The organism is Azospirillum sp. INR13, from assembly GCF_015390205.1.
In the GTDB taxonomy this organism is placed as follows: Bacteria; Pseudomonadota; Alphaproteobacteria; order Azospirillales; family Azospirillaceae; genus Azospirillum.
Genome location: NZ_VUOI01000025.1, coordinates 15,631 through 37,242, shown reverse-complemented (window position 1 = coordinate 37,242; position 21,612 = coordinate 15,631). Strand labels below are relative to the sequence as shown.

Genomic DNA, 21,612 nt, shown 5'->3' with positions numbered 1-21,612 from the left:
GACCTCGATGCAAACGAACTTCTCGCTGGCCCAGCTGGCCGATGCCGCGATCCGCGACTCGGAACAGATCCTGCGCAAATGCGTGCATTGCGGCTTCTGCACCGCGACCTGTCCGACCTACACCATCCTGGGTGACGAGCTGGACAGCCCGCGCGGCCGCATCTACCAGATCAAGGACATGCTGGAGAAGGGCGGCCCGCCGCCAGACACCACGGTCAAGCACATCGACCGCTGCCTGTCCTGCCTGTCCTGCATGACGACCTGCCCATCGGGCGTCCACTACATGCATCTGGTCGATCACGCCCGCGCCCATATCGAGGCCACCCACACCCGCCCGCCCGCCGACCGGGCGATGCGCGACCTGATCGCACGGGTGCTGCCCAATCCGCGGCTGTTCCGTATGGCGCTGCTGGGAGCGTCGCTGGGACGCCCGTTCCGCGCCATGCTGCCCAAGCGGCTGTCCGCCATGCTGGCGCTGACCCCGGCCAGCGTCCCGGCGCCGAGCTACAGCGACCGGCCCGGCGTGCATCCGGCGCAGGGGCCGCGGAAGAAGCGTGTGGCCTTGCTGATCGGCTGCGCCCAGCAGGTGCTGGCCCCGCAGATCAACGAGGCGACCATCCGCCTGCTGACCCGTCACGGCGTCGAGGTGGTGGTGTCCAAGGGAGCCGACTGCTGCGGCGCCCTGACGCACCATATGGGCAAGGAGGACCTCGCCCACGCCGCCGCCAGGAAGACCATCGACGCCTGGACCAGGGAGATCGAGGGCGAGGGGCTGGATGCCATCGTCATCAACGCGTCGGGCTGCGGCACCAGCGTGAAGGACTACGGCCACATGTTCCGCGAGGACTCCGCCTATGCCGTCAAGGCGGCGCAGGTGGCGGCTCTCGCGAAGGACGTGACCGAACTGATGGACGAGATCGGGCTGGCCCGGCCGGTGGTGGAGACGGGGCAGGCGGTCGCCTACCACTCCGCCTGTTCCATGCAGCACGGCCAGCGCATCAAGGAGCCGCCGCGCGCCCTGCTGCGCGCCGCCGGCTTTCTTGTGAAGGAGATCCCCGACGCCCATCTCTGCTGCGGATCGGCCGGCACCTACAACATGCTGCAGCCGGAATTGGCGGGGGAACTGCGCGACCGCAAGGTCGCGGCCATCGAAAGCACGCATCCGCAGGCGGTGGCGGCCGGCAATCTCGGCTGCATCACCCAGATCGCGTCCGGCACCGGACTGCCGGTGGTCCACACGGTGGAGTTGCTGGACTGGGCGACCGGCGGCCCGATGCCCGACGCGCTGGCCGGTAAGGCGGCCTTCCGGCAGGGCGGCGCGCGGGCGGCATAAGAGGCGGGGCAGGGACGGCGCGGCGACGGCGGCGCACGGCGGCATGGGCGGAGCCGGAGGTTTCATACCCCCACAATTCTGTGTTTATCTGCGTTCATCTGTGTCAGAAGATCCGCCGCTTCACCGCGTTCCGTCCCAGCCCCATTCCGTTCAGGTCATCGCCTTGTCCTTGCCACCGTCCTCCTCGCCACCCACGGAAAACATCGGCATGAGCGCCGGCTATGGAATCACCCATCGCCTGTCGGCCTGGGGCGTTCACATCTTCACGGCCAGCGGCGCCGTGCTGGGGCTGCTCGGCCTGTTGGCGGCGGCGGCGGGCGATGCGAAGCTGTGCCTGATGTGGCTGGGCATCGCGCTGGTCGTCGACGGCGTGGACGGCACGCTGGCCCGCCGCGTTTCGGTCAAGCAGGTGCTGCCGGGAATCGACGGCTCGGCGCTGGACCTCGTCATCGACTACCTGACCTATGTCGTGGTGCCGGCGGTGTTCATGCACCGCTTCGGCCTGTTGCCGGAGGGGTTGGTCAGCGTCGGGCTGGCCGCCTGGGTCCTGCTGACGGCGCTCTATTGCTTCGCCAATGTCGGGATGAAGAGCGGCGACAATTATTTCGTCGGCTTCCCGGCGATCTGGAACGTCGTTGCCCTCTATCTCTGGCTGCTCGACCTCAATCCCTGGTTCAACGCGGCGGTTGTGGTGGCGCTGGGGCTGCTGACCTTCACCACGGTCAAGTTCCTGCATCCCTTCCGGGTCAAGGCGCTGATGCCGCTGAACATCGCGGTGACCACGGTATGGCTGCTCTGCTGCATCGCGCTGGTGGTGCTGGAGCCGGCGCGTCCGGGCTGGCTGTTCGGCCTGTGGCTGGCGACGTCGATCTATTATGCCGCCGTCTGCGCCTGGCGGAGCCTGCGCGGTCCCTGATCTGCGGAATTCCCGGGTTGGGGAACAGCTCTGCGTGGCGGGCGTTGCCAGAGCGGCAACCCGGCGCAGCAGAGAGGAACCCGCCTTGGCCACCGCTCATCCGATCCGGATCGGCACCGCCGGCTGGAGCATTCCCAAGCTGTCCGCCCCGGCCTTTCCCGCCGAGGGCACCCATCTGGAACGCACCGCCCCGCGTCATGGCGATGACCGAGGTGAACAGCAGCTTCTACCGTCCGCACAAGCCGGAGACCTGGGCGCGCTGGGCCGCCTCCACCCCATCTGGTTTTCGGTTCGCGGTGAAGCTGCCCAAGGCGATCAGCCACGAAGCCCGGCTGGTGGGCGCCGACGCCGCGCTGGAGCGCTTTTTGGCGGAGGCCGGGATGCTGGGCGACCGCTTCGGCCCGCTGCTGGTCCAGTTGCCGCCCAGCCTGCGCTTTGACCGTGCGGTCGCGGAGGATTTCTTCGCGCTGCTGCGCGCCCGTTTCGACGGCGACGCGGTGTGCGAGCCGCGCCATGCCTCCTGGTTCGGCGATGGAGCCGACGCCCTGCTGGCCGCCCACCGCGTCGCCCGCGTCGCCGCCGACCCCGCCCCGGTGCCGGGGGCCGGGGATCCCGGCGGCTGGGACGGCGTGCGCTATTGGCGGCTGCACGGGTCGCCGGTCATCTACCGCTCCGCCTACCAGCCGGCGGTGCTGGACGCGCTTGCGGAACGGCTCGTTGCCGAGGCGGCGCTGCGGCCGGTCTGGTGCGTCTTCGACAACACCGCCGATTTCCACGCCGTGGACGATGCGCTGGCGACGATGGCGCGGCTGCGGGTCCGGTCATAGGCGCATTTCCCTATCGGAGGCCCCCCGGCACGCCCGAGACAGTGCATTGTTGCAGGGCTATCCTGCCGCGAAAGGCCCCCGACAGGCGGGGCGGTTGCGTGCAGGTGGTGTGGTTATGGAGTTCGTCGTCCTACTGCTGATCTTCGGCTTCATCACCCACCGGCTGGACCGGCGGCTGAAGGCGCAGGAGGCGGAGATCGCCACGCTGCGCGGCAGGCTGGACAAGGCGCTGACCGGCGCCGCCCCTCTGCAGGCGTCCCGTCCGTCGAGGCGGAGGCCGCGGCGACGGAGGAAGCGCCGGCGGAGCAACCCCCCGAACCGGTCCTTGCCGCCGAAGCGGCTCCCGTGCCGGAAGAGGCCGCGCAGCCTGCCGTGCCGAAGCCCACCGCCCCGCCGCGGGCGGGCTGGCGCGAGCTGGAGGAATCGCTGGCCTCGCGCTGGCTGATCTGGCTCGGCGGCGGCACCATGGCGCTGGCGGCGGCCTTCTTCATCAAGCTGTCGGTGGAGCATGGCTGGCTCGGGCCGGGCGTGCGGGTGGCGCTTGGGCTGCTCGCCGGTTTCGGGCTGATGGTGGGCGGCGAATGGCTGCGCCGCCGGCCGGCCCAGCGCGCCGTCGCGGCGCTCCGCCCCGATTACGTGCCGCCGGCCCTGACCGCCGCCGGCCTGTTCACCGCCTTCGCCAGCGTCTATGGCGGCTTCGCCCTGTTCGACCTGTTCGCGCCGCTGGTCGCCTTCGCGCTGCTGGCCGCCCTGTCGCTGGTCGGCATCGGGCTGTCGCTGCTGCAGGGGCCGTTCATCGCCGCGCTCGGGCTGCTGGCCGGCTATGTCACGCCGCTTCTGATACCATCCGACAATCCGGACGCCTGGGGCTTGTTCGCCTATCTGCTGGCGCTGAACGGGGCCGGCATGGCGGTGGTGCTGTATCGCCGCTGGCGCTGGCTCGGCTGGGGGGCGCTGGCCGGTGCGGCGCTCTGGCCGCTGGTGTGGATGATCGACCCGTGGCGCAGCGGCGACGCATTGCCGACCGGCCTCTACCTGCTGCTGACCTCCGCCCTCTTCCTGGTTCCGGCCGTGCTGGGCGTGGTTGCGGGAACCGCGGAGGACCGGCTGGCGGAGCCGGCGCCCGCCACCGGCTGGCGCAGGGCGCTGCCCGACTGGATCCGGCGCAAGCAGCGCCATCCCGCCGACCGGTTGGCGATGATGGCGATGCGGCTGTTCGGCCTGCTGTTCGCCGCCGTCACCTGGAGCGACGGGCATGACGCGGTGTCGCTGAGCGTGCTGACCCTGTTCGCGCTTCTCGCCATGGCCGCCGGCCGGCGGACCGAGCGGATCGCCGGCGTTGCCTGGATCGCGGCGCTGACCGTGCTGCTGTCGCTGGCGCCCTGGAGCCTGCCCTATGTCCCGTCCAGCCCGCCGCCGCTGACTGCCGAGGGCCAGCCCCTGATCGTCGCCGATCCGGCCGGCTACCCGGCGGAGGTCGCGCGTTTCCTGTGGGTGGCGGGCGGCTTCGCGGCGCTGTTCGGCATCGGCGGTTTCGCCGCCTTGTGGGGCGCGCGGCGGGCGGCGCTGTGGGCGTCGCTGTCGGCCCTGGTGCCGCTGGCCCTGCTGACGCTGGCCTACGCCCAAGTGGCGCCGCCGGAGACCGCCATCGGCTGGCCGGCCGCGGCGCTGGGACTGGCTGCCCTGCTGGTCGCCGGCACCACGCCCCTGGCCCGCCACCGTCACCGGCCGGGCGCCGCGCTGGGCCTTGCCGCCTTCTCCGCCGGGGCGAGCGGCGCCATCGCCCTCGGCGCCACCATGACCCTGCAGGAGGCGTGGCTGACCGTGGCGCTGGCGATGCAGGTGCCGGTGCTGGCCTGGCTGGAGCGGCGGATGACCCTGCGCGAACTGCGCGGGGTCGCCCTGCTGGTGGCGGTCGTCGTGCTGGTGCGGCTGGCGATCAACCCCTATGTGCTGGATTACGAAGGTTATGCCTGGATCGCCTACGGCTATGGTCTGCCGGCGCTGGGCTTCCTGGTGGCGGCGCGCCTGATGCGGACGGCACCGGACGGGAAAGGCGACGATCTGGTGGTGATGGTGCTGGAGGCCGGCGCCCTGATCTTCACCACCCTGATGCTGTCGCTGGGCATCCATCGCTGGATGGCCGGCAGCCTGGAGGCGGAACCGTCCGGCCTGACGGAGGTGGCGCTGCACACCCTGTCCTGGCTGGGGCTTGCCCTGCTGTTGGCCGCCGACCGGCGGTGGAGCGCGCGGCCGGTGGCGGTGTGGGGCCGGCGCCTGCTGGTCCTGCTGGCCGCCGCGACCGCCTTCTTCCTGCATCTGCTGGGGCTGAACCCGCTGTGGAATTTCGAATGGGTCGGCACCTGGCCGGTGGTCAACCGGCTGCTGCTGGCCTATGGCGCGCCGGCCGTCCTGCTGCTGCTCTATCTCTGGTACGACCCGCCGCCGTCTCGCAGCCTGCGGAGCGCCGCGCCGGTCCTGCCGATGCTGCTGATCGCCACCAACCTCGCGCTGGAGATTCGCCGCGCCTTCCAGGGGCCGGTGCTGAACGGCTACGAGATGTCGGACGCCGAATGGTACGCCTATTCGGTCGGCTTTCTGCTGTTCGCCGTGGCGATGCTTGTGGTTGGCATCCGCTTCGGCTGGGGCTGGATGCGTCATGCCGGTCTGGTGCTGGTGCTGGCGGTGGTCGCCAAGGTGTTCCTCAGCGACATGTCGGACCTGGAGGGGATGTACCGCGTCGCCTCCTTCCTCGGGCTCGGCGTCTCGCTGGTCGGCATCGGCTGGCTGTATCAGCGGCTTCTGCGCCCGCCCGCCGCCGGCACCCCGCCGGAGCCGCCTTCTCCGGCTGATGATCTGCCCACAGACAATCTGTTGGACCAACGGACGCATTGACAGACCGGGCGGGGAACGCTCCCATACGGTGAAGGATGGGCCGGGAGGGAACCCGGCCCCCGCCACCGGAGGAGCAGCGCCAGATGGACCGCGAGACGCACGGCAACGCCTATCCCATCCTTCCCGACGGCGAGGAGGGCTTCACCGTCGAGGCGGCGCGGATGAAGTTCGGTCCCGGCATGCTGGCCGAATTGGGCGGCGACGCGGTCTCGCTTGGCATGACGCGGGTGGCGCTGTTCACCGACCCGCGCGTTGCGGCGACGGAACCCTTCGCCATGGCGTTGGAGTCGCTGAAGCGGGCGGGCATGGACCCGGTGGTCTACGACCGCTGCCGGGTGGAGCCGACCAGCGCCTCCTTCCTCGACGCCGCCGATTTCGCGCGGGACGGCGGATTCGACGGCTATGTCTCCATCGGCGGCGGATCGGTGATCGACACCGCCAAGGCGGCGAACCTCTACGCCACCCATCCGGCGGACTTCCTCGCCTATGTCAACAAGCCGCTGGGGGAGGGCATTCCGGTCCCCGGCCCGGTCAAGCCGCACATCGCCTGCCCGACCACCTGCGGGACCGGCAGCGAGACCACCGGCGTCGCCATCTTCGACCATGTGGAAAAGCAGGTGAAGACCGGCATTTCGTCCCGCTATCTGCGGCCGAGCCTCGCCGTCGTCGATCCGCGCACCATCGACAGCCTGCCGCCCGGCGCCATCGCCGCCACCGGCTTCGACGTGCTGACCCACGCCATCGAGAGCCACACCGCGCGCCCCTTCCGCTCCCGTCCGCGTCCCGAATCCCCGACGGCCCGCCCGCCCTACCAGGGCGCCAACCCGTGGTCGGACATCGGCAGCCTGCAGGCGATCCGGCTGGGTGGGCAATGGCTGGAACGGGCGGTCAACGACCCCGACTGCGCGGAAGCGCGCGACGCGCTGATGTTCGCTGCGACGCTGGCCGGTCTGGCTTTCGGCAATGCCGGCGTCCACATCCCGCACGCCATGTCCTATTCGGTGGCGGGGATGAACCACAGCTTCACCGCGACGGGGTACGAGACGGTGGACCCGATGGTGCCGCACGGCATCTCGGTGGTGCTGAACGCCCCCGCCGCCTTCCGCTTCACCGGCCCCGCTGCCCCCGAAGCCCATCTCCGCGCCGCCGAAGCGCTGGGGGCGGACACGCGCGGCGCCTCGCCGGAGGATGGCGGCGAGATGCTGGCGACCCGGCTGATTTCGATGATGCGGGCGACCGGCCTGCCGAACGGCCTGTCGGCGCTGGGCTATGGCGAGGCCGACATCCCCGGTCTGGTCAAGGGCGCCGCCGCCCAGCAACGCCTGCTGACCATCGCCCCCCGCCCGGTGTCGGAGGACGACCTGCGCGGGCTGTACGCGGATGCGATGCGTTACTGGTGAGGGGCATCTTGGAGGGGCGGCACGAATCCCCTCTCCCCGGGGGGAGAGGGGGGATAGCGCCCGCTTTTTCCCGCTGATCGTTGCCCGCGACCTCCGCTCGTTATAGGAATAACAACCTATGCCTGTGCGGAGTCCCCATGTCCCCCGTTGCCCGGTTTCCCACCCCGTTCACCGCTCCCCTCCACCGTCGCACGGGTGGCGTGGAACAGGTGAACAGGGTCCGGAAAACCGTTTCACGGTGTTTCAAACGTTCCATCCACCCCCGCGAAACAGGGGCGCCAACCTCAGAACTGCTCTTCGCTCAGCGCCATCACCGTGTTGCGGGCGCTGGCGATGGTCGGCAGCAGGGCGGGGGCGGTCGCCAGAACCTGCTCGGCGTAGAAGCGCGCGACGATCAGCTTGGTCTCCAGGAAGGACGCGTTGGCACCCGGCTGGCGCATCCCCTCCATCGCCTTCATCGCCGAGCGGGCGAGCATCCAGCCGCCGGCCACCGTCCCCCACAGCTTCAGATACGCCACCGCACCGGCGGCGGCGCCTTGCAGGTCGCCCTCCGCCTGGGTCGCCACCATCCAGTCGATCGCCTTGTCCAGCGCGTCCAGCCCAGCCGACAGCTCGGTCCGGATCACCGTGAGGTCGTCGCCGGGGGCCGCACCCAACTCCTCCACCGTCGCCCGCATGTCGGTGACGAAGGCTCTCGCCGCCGCACCCTTGTCGCGGCCGGTCTTGCGGAAGGTCAGGTCGTTGCCGTGGATGCCGTTGGTGCCCTCGTAGATCGGGGTGATGCGGGCGTCGCGGTAATGCTGGGCCGCACCCGTCTCCTCGATGAAGCCCATGCCGCCATGGATCTGCACGCCGGTGGAGGCCACCTCGCAGCCGATGTCGGTCGACCACGCCTTGACGATGGGGGTCAGCACATCGACCCGCGCGGTGGCGGCAGCGCGCACCGCCGGATCCTCGTGGTGGCGGGAGATGTCCAGCTGCGTGCCGGCATAGAGCGCCAGCGCCCGCGCCGCTTCGGTCTTGGCGCGCATGTCCAGCAGCATGCGGCGCACGTCGGGATGCTTGATGATGGCGACGCCGGAGCCCTTGGGATCGGCCAGATCCTTGCTCTGCACGCGGCTCTTCGCGTAATCGCGGGCCTGCTGATAGGCGCGCTCGGCGATCGCCACGCCCTGGATGCCGACACCGAGCCGGGCATTGTTCATCATCGTGAACATGTATTCGATGCCACGGTTCTCCTCGCCAACGAGATAGCCGATGGCGCCCTCGTCGTCGCCATAGGCCATCACCGCGGTCGGGCTGGCCATGATGCCCAGCTTGTGCTCCAGGCTGGCGCAGCGCAGGTCGTTGCGCTGGCCGGGGGTGCCGTCGGCGTTGGGCAGGAACTTCGGCACGATGAACAGGCTGATGCCCTTGATGCCGGCCGGGGCGTCGGGCAGGCGGGCCAGCACCAGATGGACGATGTTCTCCGTCAGGTCATGCTCGCCATAGGTGATGAAGATCTTCTGGCCGGTGATGCGGTAGCTGCCGTCCTCGGCCCGCACCGCCTTGGTCCGCACCGCGGCGAGGTCGCTGCCCGCCTGCGGTTCGGTCAGGTTCATCGTCCCGGTCCATTCGCCGGAGATCATCTTCGACAGATAGACCGCCTTCTGCTCGTCGCTCGCATGCTCGGTCAGCAGGTCCACCGCGCCCTGGGTCAGCAGCGGGCACAGGCCGAAGGACAGGTTGGCGGCCTGCCACATCTCGTTCACCGCGAAGGCGACGGTCCAGGGCAGGCCCTGCCCGCCATACTCCGGCTCGAAGGGCAGGCTGTTCCAGCCGGCTTGCGTGAACTGGCCGTAGGCCTCCTTCCAGCCGGTCGCGGTGCGGACGACGCCGTTCTCCAGCTTGGCACCCTCCTTGTCGCCCACCCGGTTCAGCGGGGCGAGTACGCCGGAGGCGAACTTGCCGGCCTCTTCCAGGATCGCGTCGACCAGATCGGGGGCGGCGCTGTCGCAATGGGGCAGGGCGGCGATGGCGTCGAGGCCCACCACCTCGTTCAGGACGAAGCGCAGATCGTCGACCGGAGCGGTGTAGGTCATGGCGGGGCGGTTCTCCCAGGGCAGATTTATAGGGGAAGGATTGTTTGGTTTACCTATAGGTTAACATACAGCATCGAATGGTGCTTGGCGAGAGGGCGGGATGCCGCGTCGCAAGGCTATGCCCGCTGCGTGGCCGCATCAAGTGTCCACCCGGTTGGCACGGCATCTGCATTGATCCGGATGCCCCACCGGGGCCTTCACACGGGGATCGACCCATGACCTACGCTTCCGCCCTCGCAATCCCAGCGACACCGCCGCCCAGCAGGCCCGCGCATCCCGCGGCCCGGCCAATGTGGAGGCCGCCGTTCGCAATGCCAGCGCCAGGACGGGGGTCGATTTTTCCTACCTCATGGAAAAAGCTGCCGTGGAGAGCGGCTACCGCACGGACATTAAGTCCTCCTCCTCCTCGGCGACCGGGCTCTATCAGTTCATCGACAGCACATGGCTGCAGACGATGAAGGAGCATGGCGCCGACCACGGCTATGGCAAATACGCCAACGCCATCCAGACCCGCGGCGACGGCCGCCCCTATGTCGCCGATCCGGAGATGAAGAGGGAGATCCTGGAGCTGCGCAAGGATCCCACCGCCTCGGCACTGATGGCGGCGGAATACACCCGCGGCAACAAGGAGTATCTGGAGGAGACGGTGGGCGGCAAGATCGGCTCGACGGAGCTGTACATGGCGCATTTCCTGGGGGCCGGCGGCGCGTCGAAGTTCCTGAACGCGATGCAGGAGAATCCCGGCCGCACCGCCCGCGACGTCTTTCCCGACGCCGCCGCTGCCAACAAGAACGTCTTCTACGACAAGGCTACCGGCAAGGCGAAGTCGCTGAAAGAGATCTACGACCGTTTCGCCACGAAGTTCTCGGAGAACCCGCTGGCCAACTTCGCCCCGGCCCAGGCGGCGACCGATGCCGTGCGCAAGCAGGACATGCCGGACGGCTTCACCACCCAGGTGCCGATGGCCCCGGCCAAGGCGCTGAACGGCACGCCGCTGTCGATCTATCAGGTGCTGGCGCTGAACGCGCTGGAGACGCCGGACGAAGTCGACAGCGTCAGCGGACGCCCGGCCCGCCTGCGAGACAAGGAGAACCGCCGCATGCGCGAGGAGCCGGTGCGGACCGACCAGACGGCGGGCAACGGCGTCGCCATGGGCTTCGGGCTGGGGCTCGGCCGGATCGTCGGGTCCGAATCGGCGACGCCGGTCGCCGCCGCAACCGCGGGCGCCGCCGGCAAGGATGCCGTGACCAAGGCGGCCTGAGCGGGGCCGTAGGGCTGCCGCAGGGGCAAAATGCCCTACGCTGGCGCTTTGACTTGACGGCCGGATGGGTGCAAGGTCGCGCCGTTTTTTGGCGCTCACCCCTCAGGACCGATCATGAGCAACCAGCAGCCCGCCGTCACCTTCGAGGAAATCCGCGCGCTCGTGCGCAACCTGCCCGGCCCCGACCTGGAGGCCGGCACCGCGGCCCTCCAGCGCGAACGGCAGCTGACCAAGCCGGCGGGCTCGCTCGGCCGGCTGGAGGAGATCGCGCAGTGGATGGCGACCTGGCAGGGCCAGCATCCGGCCGAGGTCCGCCGCCCGCGCGTCGCCGTCTTCGCCGGCAATCACGGCGTGGCCGCCCGCGGCGTCTCGGCCTTCCCGGCCGAGGTGACGGTGCAGATGGTCGCCAACTTCCAGAACGGCGGCGCGGCGGTCAACCAGCTCTGCGAGGTGGCCGACGCCGACCTGCGCGTCTACGAGCTGGACCTGGAGAACCCGACCGCCGACTTCACCCAGGGCCCGGCCATGGGCGAGGAGGAATGCTGCCGCACCATGGCCTACGGCATGATGGCGGTGGAGATGGGCGTCCAGCTGCTGGCGCTGGGCGAGATGGGCATCGCCAACTCGACCTCGGCGGCGGCGATGTGCCTCGCCCTGTTCGGCGGCGAGGCGGCCGACTGGACCGGCCGCGGCACCGGCATCGACGATGCCGGCCTTGCCCGCAAGATCGCCGCGGTGGAGGCCGGCGTCGCCGCCAACCCGCAGGCCAAGGACGACCCGTTCGAGGCCCTGCGCTGCCTGGGCGGCTACGAGTTCGCCGCCATCGCCGGGGCCATCCTGGCCGCCCGCGTCGCCCGCGTGCCGGTGCTGCTCGACGGCTTTGCCTGCACCGCCGCCGCCGCCGTGCTGTTCAAGGCCGACCGCCGCGCGCTAGACCACTGCATGGTTTCCCACCGCTCGGTCGAGCCGGGCCATACCCGCCTGATGCAGGCCATCGGCAAGGAGCCGCTGCTCGATCTGGGCATGCGGCTGGGCGAGGGCTCCGGCGCGGCGCTGGCGATCAACATCGTGAAGTCCGCTGTCGCCTGCCACGCCGGCATGGCGACTTTCGCCGACGCGGGCGTTGCCACGCAGGGGTGATCTGCAGATAGAGCGGAGCTACACCCCCACCTAACCTCCCCGCCCAGCGGGGGAGGTTAGGTGGGGGCAAGTCAGCCAGCCCTCACAACATCCCGTCGGCCAAGTCGCTGATCGCTGCCGACAGGAACAGATCCAGCATCACCAGCGCCGCGGCGGCCAGCCCCGACAGCGACAGGGCGGTGCGCAGCACGAACCACTGGTAGGTCAGCATCGCCATCATCACGCCGAAGACCAGCGCTTCCGACATTCCGGACGGCAGCAGGCCGCTGGCCGACAGGACGATGGCCGGCAGGTAGATCGCCATCTGCACCACCGCCGACCAGTTGTAGGCGGTCAGCGCGCCGGGATAGAGCTGCTCCTTGCCCAGCAGCGCCGATATGCGGAACAGGGCGAGCGGGAAGGCGGTCCAGCTGACGACATAGGCGATGCCCTCCACCGTCACCAGCTGCAGCACCGGGGTGCCGTCCAGCTGGTCCCACAGCCGGATCGCCAGCAGCAGCGCATAGGCCGGCAGCACCACCAGCGCCGCATAGAAGGAGTTCAGCGCCCCCTCGGGCGTGCGGTCGAAGAACTCCATCCCCGTCCGGTCGAAGCGGGCCAACCGCCAGGCGCCGGTCAGCGCGGACAGGATGGCGGGGGTGGTCAGCGGCATCATGGTGTCCCGGTTGGAAGACTCACCCGGCAAGGCGCGTGAACACGCCCTTCAGGATGGCCTCGTAGATGTCCGTCAGCCGGCGGAGATCCTCCACCGAACAATATTCGTCGACCTTGTGCATGGTCTGGCCGACCAGCCCGAACTCCACCACCGGGCAGACATTCTTGATGAAGCGGGCGTCCGACGTTCCACCGGTGGTCGAGTATTCGGGACGGCGCCCGGTCACGCTTTCCACCGCCTCGGCTACCAGTTCGGTCAGCGGACCGGGCGGGGTGACGAAGCTGTCGCCGGAACAATAGACCTCCAGCTCATAGGCACCGCCGATGGAATCGAAGGTGCGGCGCAGCCACGCCTCGATGCCGGCCGGGGTGTGGGCATCGTTGAAGCGGATGTTGAAGGTCGCCTTGCCCTGGGCGGGAATGACGTTGGTCGCCGTGTTGTCGACGTCGATGGTGGTCAGCGCCAGGGTGGAGGGCTGGAAATGCGCCGTGCCCTCGTCCATCGGGTGTTCGGTGATGGCGGCCAGCATGCGGACCAGCCGCGGCAGCGGGTTGTCGGCCAGATGCGGATAGGCGACGTGGCCTTGCGCGCCGAACACGGTCAGGAAGCCGGTCAGGCTGCCGCGCCGGCCGATCTTGATCATGTCGCCCAGCGCCTTGGGGTTGGTCGGCTCCCCCACCACGCAGGCGTCGATGCGCTCGCCGCGCTCGGCCATCCAGTCCAGCACCTTGCGGGTGCCGTTGATCGCCACCCCTTCCTCGTCGCCGGTGATGAGCAGGCTGATCGAGCCGGCGGGCGGCCCGTCCTGCAGCCGGCGCGACACGGCGGCGACGAAGGCGGCGATGGCGCCTTTCATGTCCACCGCGCCGCGGCCGAACAGGCGTCCGCCCATCACCTCGCCGGCGAAGGGATCGACCGTCCAGCCCCTGTCGCCCGGCGGAACAACGTCGGTATGGCCGGCGAAGCAAAAGTTGGGACCGTCGGTGCCGAGCCGGGCATAGAGATTTTCCACCGGTTCCGTCCCCTCCTGCTGGAAGCGCAGGCGGTGGCAGGTGAAGCCCATCGGCGCCAGCGCCGCCTCCAGAACACCCAGCGCGCCGTAGTCGCGCGGCGTGACGCTGGGGCAGCGGATGAGATCCTGGGCGAGGTCGACGGGGTCGATGGTCATGCTGGTATTTTCCAACCGGCCCGGCCTCCGCCGGTCGTCATCCCCGCGAAGGCGGGGATCCAGCTGCAGGGGCCGGAATGCTGCGATGCGTAGCCTGGACCCCCGCCTTCGCGGGGGTGACGGGGGGCGGCTGCCGGATCAATCCCGCAGCAGGTCGTTGATCGCGGTCTTCGACCGGGTCTTCTCGTCGACGCGCTTGATGATGACGCAGCAGTACAGGCTCGGGCCGGGGGTGCCGTCCGGCAGCGGCTTGCCGGGCAGCGAGCCGGGGACGACCACCGAATAGGCGGGGACGCGGCCCATGAAGACCTCGCCGGTGTGGCGGTCGATGATCTTGGTCGAGGCGCCGATGTAGCAGCCCATGGAGATGACGGCGCCTTCCTCGACGATCACGCCCTCGACGATCTCCGAACGCGCGCCGATGAAGCAGTTGTCCTCGATGATGACCGGGTCGGCCTGCAGCGGCTCCAGCACGCCGCCGATGCCGACGCCGCCCGACAGGTGGACGTTCTTGCCGATCTGGGCGCAGGAACCGACCGTGACCCAGGTGTCGACCATGGTGCCGCTGTCGACATAGGCGCCGACATTGACGAAGCTGGGCATCAGGATGACGCCGGGGGCGACATAGGACGACTTGCGGGCGATGGCGCCGGGAAGGGCGCGGAAACCGGCGTTCTGGAACTGGCCTTCGCTCCAGTTCTCGAACTTCGGCGGCACCTTGTCGTACCAGGAGGAACCGCCGGGGCCGCCGGGGATCATCTCGTTGGCGTTCAGGCGGAACGACAGCAGCACCGCCTTCTTCAGCCACTGGTTGACCTTCCAGCCGTCCGCGGTCTTCTCCGCGACGCGCAGGTCGCCGGCATCCAGCGCGTCGAGCGCCGCGTTCACGGCGTCGCGGACGGGGCCGGTGGTGGCGGTGGTGAGATCGGCCCGGTTTTCCCAGGCGGCGTCGATGGTGGCCTGCAGGCTGGCGTGGCTCATGGCGCGGTCGTTCTGCTGTCGATTGTCCAAGGGACGGCACCATGGAGCCGCATCGCGCCCGCTGTCAACCATACCCGCGGCCGATGATGGCCGGTTTGCGACAGCGCCCTATGCGCCCGCAACGGCGGCCAGCCAGGACGGCAGGTCGTCCACGGTATGGTCGATGTGGACCCCGGCGCCGACGCCGGCCTTCTCGTACTCCTGCTCGCCGCGGACCCAGACCGTGGTCATGCCCAGCGCGTGGGCAGGGGCGAGGTTGCGGGCGATGTCCTCCACCATGCAGGCGTCGGCGGGGTCGACGCCGTGGCGCTCCACCAGGGTGGCATAGGGGCGAGGGTCGGGCTTCGGCACATAGCCGGCCGCGGTGATGTCGAACACCGCCTCGAACCGGTCGATGATGCCGAGCCGGCCGGCGACGTTCTCCGCATGGCGGACCGAGCCGTTGGTGTAGATGATCTTGCGGCCGGGAAGCCGGTCGAGCGCGTCGGCGAGCAGGGCGGAGGGCTGGACGCCGGCGACGTCGATGTCGTGGACATAGTCCATGTAGGCCACCGGATCGACGTCGTGTTCGCTCATCAGGCCGCGCAGCGTTGTGCCGTAATCGCGGAAGAACTGCTTCTGCCGCACCCTGGCCTCGTCCATGCCGATGTTGAAATGCGCGGCGATGAACTCGTTGATGCGGAGGTCGACCTGGGCGAACAGGTTGCAGGACGCCGGGTAGAGCGTGTTGTCGAGATCGAAGATCCACACCGCGCGGTCCCGCAGCGCGGAGGGGAGCTTGGTGACGGGGGCGGGCGCCGGTGCGGCGGGAGAGGTCGGGGCGGTCATTCCCGAAGAATGGGGCCGACGCCGGCCGGCCGCAAGCCGCTTCACAAGGTCGCAGCCGCCACCCGCCCCATTTGCGGGCCGGGGCAATGCGGAGTCCTCCACCTCGTTGGTTGATTGAAGATTAACCCCTAAAGAGGTAGCATGGATCGGACTCTGCAACGGTTTGCAGCCGAAGGTTTTTCGCCCCGCCCGCTTCGTGGATTGCCCATCTGGGATCGCCGTGGACCTCCTCCTGACCACCGGTACCTCCGCCGCCCCTTCCGCCGCCACCGGCGGCCAGTCCGGCCCCGTGACGCTGGTCGCGCTGTATCCCGGCCCGGCTCTGCGGCTGGATGCGGCCCTGGCCGTCGCCGAAGCCAATGCGGAGGCGGAGGACATGATGGACAGCGACCCGCGCTGGCTGCCCGACCTCCGCGGCTGGCTGTCGGCGTCCAGCGTGGCGCCGGGCCTGCGGTCGGTGCCGGTGGAGTCGCTGCGCGGGATCATGATCGTCGAATGGGCCGGCGTTCCGCTGCCGGACGGCGGCTTCCTCCTGCTGGGACGCGACGACACGCTGGAGCGGCAGCTGCGCCACACGCTGACCGAGTCGCGCCGCCGCTACAAGGATCTGGTGGAGGTCTCCTCCGACTTCGCGTGGGAGACGGGGCCCGACGGCACCTTCGTCTTCGTCAGCCACAAGGGCGCCCTGGGATATCCGGCCGACGCGCTGATCGGCCGCGATCCGCGCAGCCTGGCGCTGGAGGAGACGGAAGACCTGCCGACGCCCTTCGACTGCCGCCGCCCGGTCGACCAGACGGAGCTTTGGCTGAAGGGCGCTGACGGCACGCCGGCCTGCATCGTCGCCTCCGCCCTGCCGCTGTTCGGACCGCAGGGCGACTGGATCGGCGCCCGCGGCGTCTGCCGCGACGTGACTGAGCAGGTGCTGCGTTCCAACGAGCTCGCGCGCATCCGGAACCGCGAAAGGCTGCTGGGCCACATCGTCCACACCCTGCGCGACCGTCTGGACGCCGCGGAGGCGCTGGCCGTGGCCGCGACCGAGACGGCGCGGGCGCTCAGCGCCGACGGCTGCCGCATCTACCGGGCGGAAGAGGGGTGCGGGGAGGGCGACCGCGTCGTCCTGTCGCTGGTGGCGGAATTCGGGGCCGAACTGCCGGAGGTCGGCACCGCTCTGCTCGACCGCATCGCGAATGGCGAGGGGCTGGTGGCCGACCGGCTGGGTGACGTCCAGCTGATCGGCGAGCGGACGGAATACCGGCAGGCGGTGAACGGCGCGCTGCTGGTCTGGCGCGCCGGCGATTCCGAACCGTGGGACGACGACGACCGGCAGCTGATGTCGGGCGTGGCCGACCATATCGGCATCGCCCATGCCCATCTCGCCTACCAGGAGCGGCTGCGTCGCCTGTCGGAGCGCGACGGGCTGACCGGTCTGTTCAACCGCCGCACCTTCTTCGAACGGCTGGAGGAGTCAATCTCGCGGCCGGACAGCGGCCCGTCGGCCCTTCTCTATGTCGACCTCGACAACTTCAAGGCGGTCAACGACCTGCATGGTCACCAGCAGGGCGATACGGTGCTGAAGGCCATCGGCACGCTGCTGACCACCGGGGTGCGGCCGGGCGACCTGCCGGGCCGGCTGGGCGGCGACGAGTTCGTCCTGTGGCTGGGCCGCACCGACGAGGCGAAGGCCCGCATCGTCGCCGGACGGCTGCTGAAGGGCATGCGCGAGCTGGCCCACCTGTCGGCCAGTCATGAGAAGCCGCTGGGCCTGTCGATCGGCATCGCCGTCCACGCCCCCGGCCGCGGCGAGACGGTGCGGGAGTTGACCGACCGTGCCGACGCCGCCATGTACGACGCCAAGAAGAGCGGCAAGGGCCACTACGCCCTGGCCCCGGCCTATCAGGCGTCCGATTCCGTAGAATTATCTTCCGACGTTTCCGCCGCGGAGCCCGCATCGTGACCCCGCCTGCCACCCAGCGCCCCGAGACGCTCGATCCCGCCGACTACGAATCCGCCAAGCGGATGGTGCAGAGCGAGGATCCGGCGGTCCGCCGGAAGGTCGCCGAGCATCCCAAGACCCGGCCGGAGCTTTTGTATTTCCTTGCCGCCGACGCCGCGGCGGAGGTGCGCCGGGCCATCGCGACCAACGCCGGCACCCCGCGTCAGGCCGATCTGCTGCTGGCCAAGGACCGCGAGGTCATGGTGCGTCAGGCGGTGGCGCGGAAGATCGCCCGCCTGTTGCCCGAACTGTCGGCCGATCAGGCGATCCAGATCGAGCGGCTGACCGTGGAATGCCTGGAAACGCTGGCCCGCGATCAGGCGACGGAGGTGCGCGGCATCCTGGCCGAAGCGCTGAAGGATCTGCCCAACGCCCCGCACGGCGTGATCAACCGGCTGGCCCGCGACGTGGAACTGTCGGTCTGCGGCCCCGTCCTGCAACATTCGCCGATCCTCACCGAAGAGGATCTGACCGACATCATCATGAAGGGGCCGGTGCGCGGCGCGATGACCGCCATCGCCAGCCGGCAGAACGTGACGGCGTCGGTCGCCGACGCCATCGCCCGGTCGGACGACGAGGCGGCGGTGACGGCGCTGCTCGGCAACCCGTCTGCCCAGATCCGCGAGGAGACGCTCGACCGCATCCTCGATCAGGCGCCGCAGCACGAGCCCTGGCATTCGCCGCTGGTCCGCCGTCCGCGGCTTCCGGCGCGCGCGGTGGCGCGTCTGGCCAGCTTCGTCGCCGACAATCTGCTGAAGGTCCTGCAGGACCGCGACGACCTCGACCCCGCCGCGGCGCGCGGTCTGGTGGAGGCGGTGCGCCAGCGGGTGGGGCAGGCGGCCGGCGCCGCGCCCGGCCTGCCGCTCGGCCCCGTGGATTTCGGCGAGGAGGCGGTCGGCAGTGCCGCCGCCGGACCGGAAAAGCCGGTGGAACGCCCCAGCGACAAGGCGGCACGCCTGAACAAGGAAGGCAAGCTGACCGAGAAGCTGATCGAAGGATCGATGGTGGAGGGCGACCGCGGCTTCGTCATGGCGGCGCTGGCGGAACTGTCGCAGATCGAGTTGGCGGTGGTGGACCGCATCGTCGCCACCCATGCGCCGCGCGCAGTCACCGCCCTGGTTTGGCGCGCCGGTCTCACCATGCGCTTCGCCCGGCAGGTCCAATTGCGGCTCGCCCAAATTCCGCCGAAAACGGCGCTTAATGCTCGCGACGGCACGCACTATCCGATGACCGATGAAGAGATGCGCTGGCAGCTCGAGTTCTTCGGCGTCGAGGCGAAGGCGTGACGTTCCGTTCCCTATCCGGTTCTTCTGGTATGCGTGTCGCTTTCCTCGCCTTTTTCGTCATCCTGATCGCAGCATCCACCAGCTTCGCCGCCCCGCCGCGCGAAACGCCGGAGGAGCGGGCGGTCGCCGCCACCTTCGATGCCGCCCGAACCGCGCTGGTCGAAAAGCGCGGGTCTGCGGTGATTCCGCTGCTCACCCGCAATTCGGTCAAGACGCTGGAGTCGGTGCGCGACGCCGCCCGCCAGCCCGGCGAGGCGCCGCTGCAGAGGCTGGAGCCGGCGGAGCGTTTCGCCGCCATGGGGCTGCGCCGCTATCTCGGCCCGTCGGACCTGCGCCGCATGTCGGTCGGCGACATCGCCAACCATGCGCTGAAGGCCGGCTGGCTCGGACCCAACGTCATCTCCCGCAGTGCGCTGGGGCCGGTGCGGGTGAAGGGTGACCGGGCGTCGGGCCTGCTGATGGTCGACAACCGGCCGGCGCTGGTCCCCGCCGACTTCGTGCGCGAAGGCGGGGCATGGCGAATCGACCTCGCCAGCGTCTTCACCTTCGGCAGCCAGATGCTGAAGGGCTTTGCCGCCATGTCCGGCAAGGACGAGACAGCCTATATCGACGACCTGCTGAACAGGTTGCCGGCCAAGCCGGGTGCCACGACGCTCCGCTGAGGCGGAAAAGGAACCACCCCGTCCCGCCGCGTCCATCCGCGCGATTGCGGGATTTCCAGCCGTTGCGTAGACTCGCGCCCGCTTCCACCATGTGTTGGCGCTGACGATGACCGCACCGGCGATGAACGCACCGGAAGACTCCAGTCCCCCAGCCGCCTCCGGGCGCACCGTGCCCTGCGGCGTCCGTTTCCGTGCCGCCGTGCTGGAACTGGCGGCGATGCGCGGGGTCGGGGTGCCGGTGCTGGCCACTGCCGCCCTGCTGCTGGCTCCGGAGGGCGCCGTCGACCCCGGCCCGCAAGATGCCGGCGGGCAGGCGGTGCTGGAGGTGGGGGGCGCCGCCCCGTGCGATGCCGCGTCCGACGCCGTGATCCGCAAGGCACTGGCCGCGGCGCTGGCGCTGGCCGATCCCGGCGCCCGCATCCTGCCGGGCGAGGACGTCCGCCGGCTGGAAGCCGCGGTCGAGACGCTGGGATACCGCAACAAGACGCTGGCCCATGCGCTGCAGCGCCTGTCCTTCCAGCCGCTGGACGGCCGCATCACCGAGGTGCGTGACGCGGCCCAACTGTTCGGCTTCGTCAACGAATGGTGTTTCGACGAGGATCAGGTGCGGCGGCGTTTTCGCGAATTGGCGCCGGTCTACCACCCGGATACCGGGATCGTCGCCTGCCGCGAGCGGATGGGCCAGTTGATCGACGCCCGCAACCTGCTGGTCCACCATGTCCGCAGCGTCTACGGTTCCGGCGACTGGATGGCGAAGCGCGGCGGGCCTTCGGCGTGAACTGACCTCAGCCCTGCAGTCCGATCGCCTCCTCGACGATCGCCTGGTCCAGCGTGGCGCCGTCAAGGACCGCGCCGGTCAGGTCGGCCCCGGTCAGGTCGGCTTCGCTCAGATCGGCCCCGGTCAGGTCCGCACCCGCCAGATTGGCGCCGGCCAGGTTGGCCTTGCGCAGGTCAGCCTTGCACAGCAGCGCCATACCAAGCCGGGCGCGCTGCAGGTTGGCGCGCCAGATGTGGCCGCTCATGGTCTGGATATGGACGGGGCCGAGCTGGACGCCGGTCAGATTGGCGCCGGTCAGGGTCGCCCGCTCGAAATTCACCCCGCGCAGGTCGGCGTTCGACAGGTCGGCCTTGCGCAGGTCGGCCAGCGACAGGTCGGCTATCGCCATCGCCGCACCGGTCAGCGTGGCGCCGCGCAGCGCGATGCATTGCAGGATGGCCGCGGACAGGTTGATGCCGTCCAGCTTCCGCCCCGACAGGTCGAGCGCCGACAGGTCGGCGCGCTTGCCGGCCTTGCCGCCGCTGTCGATCCAGGACAGATGCTCCACCAGGATGTCGCGCAGGTCGTCGTCCGGATTTTCCAGCGTCTTCGCCAGAACCGCCGCCTGGATGTTGGGCGAGCGCAGCTGGGCCGCGTCCAGGATGGCACCGATGAGGGTGGCGCCGCTGAAATTGGTGCGATTGATGGCGCAGCCCGTCATCACCGCTCCCGACAACCGGGCACCCGACAGGTTCGCCTCCGTCAGGTCGGCGTCGGTCAGGTCGCAACCGGTCAGGTTGGAGCCGGTCAGGTTGGCGCGCATGAACTTCGTGCCGCGCAGGATGGCGTCGGTCAGGTCGGTCTGCATGACGAAGGCGTTGGCGATCTTCGCCCGCGACAGGTCGGCGCCGCGAATGGTCGCCGCCGTCAGCTCCGACGTAAGGACGCTGTCCTCATACTTGTTGGAGAACATCTCCCCGCTGGAATCGTAATGCAGCAGGGTGCCGTCGCGTAGGTCGACCTCGACCAATGTGGCTTCGCTCAACACGGCGCCGCGCAGGCAGGCGCCGCGCAGGTCGGCCCGGCGCATGTCGGCCTTCTCCAGGTTGGCCAGCCGCAGGTCGGCCGCATAGAGGTTGGCGTTGGCAAGGTTGGCGCCGGTCAGGCGCGCGCTGAACAGCTTGGCGCCCGACAGGTCGGCGTCCGACAGGTCTATGCCCGAGAGGTCGAGATGCGACAGGTCGCGCATCTTCAGATTGGCGCGCACGCCGCCCGGCTGGCTCTTGCGGAAAGCCTGGTGCCGCAACAGGATCGCGTTGAGCTGGCTCTGGGTCAGCTTGGTTCGCGGGCTGTTGGAACCAAAGCCCTGGGCGGACGACATCGCCGGGATACCTTCTCTATTTGGTTACTCATAATCCGAAAGAGTCGC

General features: G+C 69.7%; 17 protein-coding genes. 11 read left to right on the top strand and 6 right to left on the bottom strand.

Annotated elements, in window-relative coordinates:
• Positions 1-7 precede the first annotated feature (7 nt).
• The 5 genes from glcF to F1643_RS16730 all read left to right on the top strand — a co-directional run bounded on the left by glcF (position 8) and on the right by F1643_RS16730 (position 7,371).
• Positions 8-1,333 (top strand): glycolate oxidase subunit GlcF, encoded by a 1,326-nt coding sequence (glcF, locus tag F1643_RS16750; RefSeq protein WP_194914372.1) that lies wholly within the window; start codon positions 8-10, stop codon positions 1,331-1,333.
• Positions 1,334-1,541: 208 nt separating this feature from the next.
• The gene (pcsA, locus tag F1643_RS16745; protein WP_194914370.1) at positions 1,542-2,249 is read left to right on the top strand and encodes a phosphatidylcholine synthase; all 708 of its coding nucleotides are present in this window, start codon (positions 1,542-1,544) and stop codon (positions 2,247-2,249) included.
• A 197-nt stretch (positions 2,250-2,446) separates the two neighbouring features.
• A complete protein-coding gene (locus F1643_RS16740; RefSeq protein WP_255542911.1) occupies positions 2,447-3,076 on the top strand; it encodes a DUF72 domain-containing protein in 630 nt (209 codons plus the stop codon).
• Positions 3,077-3,448: 372 nt separating this feature from the next.
• On the top strand, positions 3,449-5,971 hold the full coding sequence (locus F1643_RS16735) for a DUF2339 domain-containing protein (RefSeq protein WP_370540651.1): 2,523 nt from the start codon (positions 3,449-3,451) through the stop codon (positions 5,969-5,971).
• An 83-nt stretch (positions 5,972-6,054) separates the two neighbouring features.
• Positions 6,055-7,371 (top strand): hydroxyacid-oxoacid transhydrogenase, encoded by a 1,317-nt coding sequence (locus tag F1643_RS16730; protein ID WP_194914368.1) that lies wholly within the window; start codon positions 6,055-6,057, stop codon positions 7,369-7,371.
• Between the two features lie 284 nt (positions 7,372-7,655).
• On the opposite strand, the gene F1643_RS16725 is transcribed toward F1643_RS16730, so the two are convergent.
• Positions 7,656-9,452 (bottom strand): acyl-CoA dehydrogenase, encoded by a 1,797-nt coding sequence (locus F1643_RS16725; protein WP_194914366.1) that lies wholly within the window; start codon positions 9,450-9,452, stop codon positions 7,656-7,658.
• A 349-nt stretch (positions 9,453-9,801) separates the two neighbouring features.
• Here F1643_RS16725 and F1643_RS16720 point away from each other — a divergent pair, with 349 nt between their 5' ends.
• Together F1643_RS16720 and cobT are read left to right on the top strand one after the other, a co-directional pair.
• The gene (locus F1643_RS16720; protein WP_255542910.1) at positions 9,802-10,713 is read left to right on the top strand and encodes a hypothetical protein; all 912 of its coding nucleotides are present in this window, start codon (positions 9,802-9,804) and stop codon (positions 10,711-10,713) included.
• A gap of 114 nt (positions 10,714-10,827) precedes the next feature.
• Positions 10,828-11,853 carry a nicotinate-nucleotide--dimethylbenzimidazole phosphoribosyltransferase gene (gene cobT, locus F1643_RS16715; RefSeq protein ID WP_194914364.1) on the top strand — a complete coding sequence of 342 codons (1,026 nt, stop codon included), beginning with the start codon at positions 10,828-10,830 and terminating at the stop codon, positions 11,851-11,853.
• 82 nt (positions 11,854-11,935) lie between these two features.
• Here the strand turns inward: cobT and F1643_RS16710 are convergent, their stop codons facing one another.
• From F1643_RS16710 to F1643_RS16695, 4 genes are all read right to left on the bottom strand, one after another.
• A complete protein-coding gene (locus F1643_RS16710; RefSeq protein ID WP_149225563.1) occupies positions 11,936-12,508 on the bottom strand; it encodes a hypothetical protein in 573 nt (190 codons plus the stop codon).
• Between the two features lie 19 nt (positions 12,509-12,527).
• Positions 12,528-13,676 carry a succinyl-diaminopimelate desuccinylase gene (gene dapE / locus F1643_RS16705; protein WP_194914362.1) on the bottom strand — a complete coding sequence of 383 codons (1,149 nt, stop codon included), beginning with the start codon at positions 13,674-13,676 and terminating at the stop codon, positions 12,528-12,530.
• Between the two features lie 138 nt (positions 13,677-13,814).
• Positions 13,815-14,657 (bottom strand): 2,3,4,5-tetrahydropyridine-2,6-dicarboxylate N-succinyltransferase, encoded by an 843-nt coding sequence (gene dapD, locus F1643_RS16700; protein ID WP_194914384.1) that lies wholly within the window; start codon positions 14,655-14,657, stop codon positions 13,815-13,817.
• 108 nt (positions 14,658-14,765) lie between these two features.
• Positions 14,766-15,485, bottom strand: coding sequence for a pyrimidine 5'-nucleotidase (locus F1643_RS16695; protein ID WP_194914361.1), 720 nt, complete (start codon positions 15,483-15,485; stop codon positions 14,766-14,768).
• 220 nt (positions 15,486-15,705) lie between these two features.
• On the opposite strand from F1643_RS16695, the gene F1643_RS16690 reads away from it, so the two are divergent.
• From F1643_RS16690 to F1643_RS16675, 4 genes are all read left to right on the top strand, one after another.
• Positions 15,706-17,439 (top strand): diguanylate cyclase domain-containing protein, encoded by a 1,734-nt coding sequence (locus F1643_RS16690; RefSeq protein WP_194914360.1) that lies wholly within the window; start codon positions 15,706-15,708, stop codon positions 17,437-17,439.
• Complete coding sequence (locus F1643_RS16685; RefSeq protein ID WP_194914357.1) at positions 17,436-18,764, top strand: DUF2336 domain-containing protein; 1,329 nt, start codon at positions 17,436-17,438, stop codon at positions 18,762-18,764. Before F1643_RS16690 ends, F1643_RS16685 begins: the two co-directional genes overlap by 4 nt.
• A 29-nt stretch (positions 18,765-18,793) precedes the next feature.
• Positions 18,794-19,426, top strand: coding sequence for a hypothetical protein (locus F1643_RS16680; RefSeq protein ID WP_194914356.1), 633 nt, complete (start codon positions 18,794-18,796; stop codon positions 19,424-19,426).
• Positions 19,427-19,532: 106 nt separating this feature from the next.
• Complete coding sequence (locus F1643_RS16675) at positions 19,533-20,204, top strand: hypothetical protein (protein ID WP_255542909.1); 672 nt, start codon at positions 19,533-19,535, stop codon at positions 20,202-20,204.
• A 7-nt stretch (positions 20,205-20,211) separates the two neighbouring features.
• Here the strand turns inward: F1643_RS16675 and F1643_RS16670 are convergent, their stop codons facing one another.
• Positions 20,212-21,564, bottom strand: coding sequence for a pentapeptide repeat-containing protein (locus F1643_RS16670; RefSeq protein WP_194914355.1), 1,353 nt, complete (start codon positions 21,562-21,564; stop codon positions 20,212-20,214).
• Positions 21,565-21,612 lie beyond the last annotated feature (48 nt).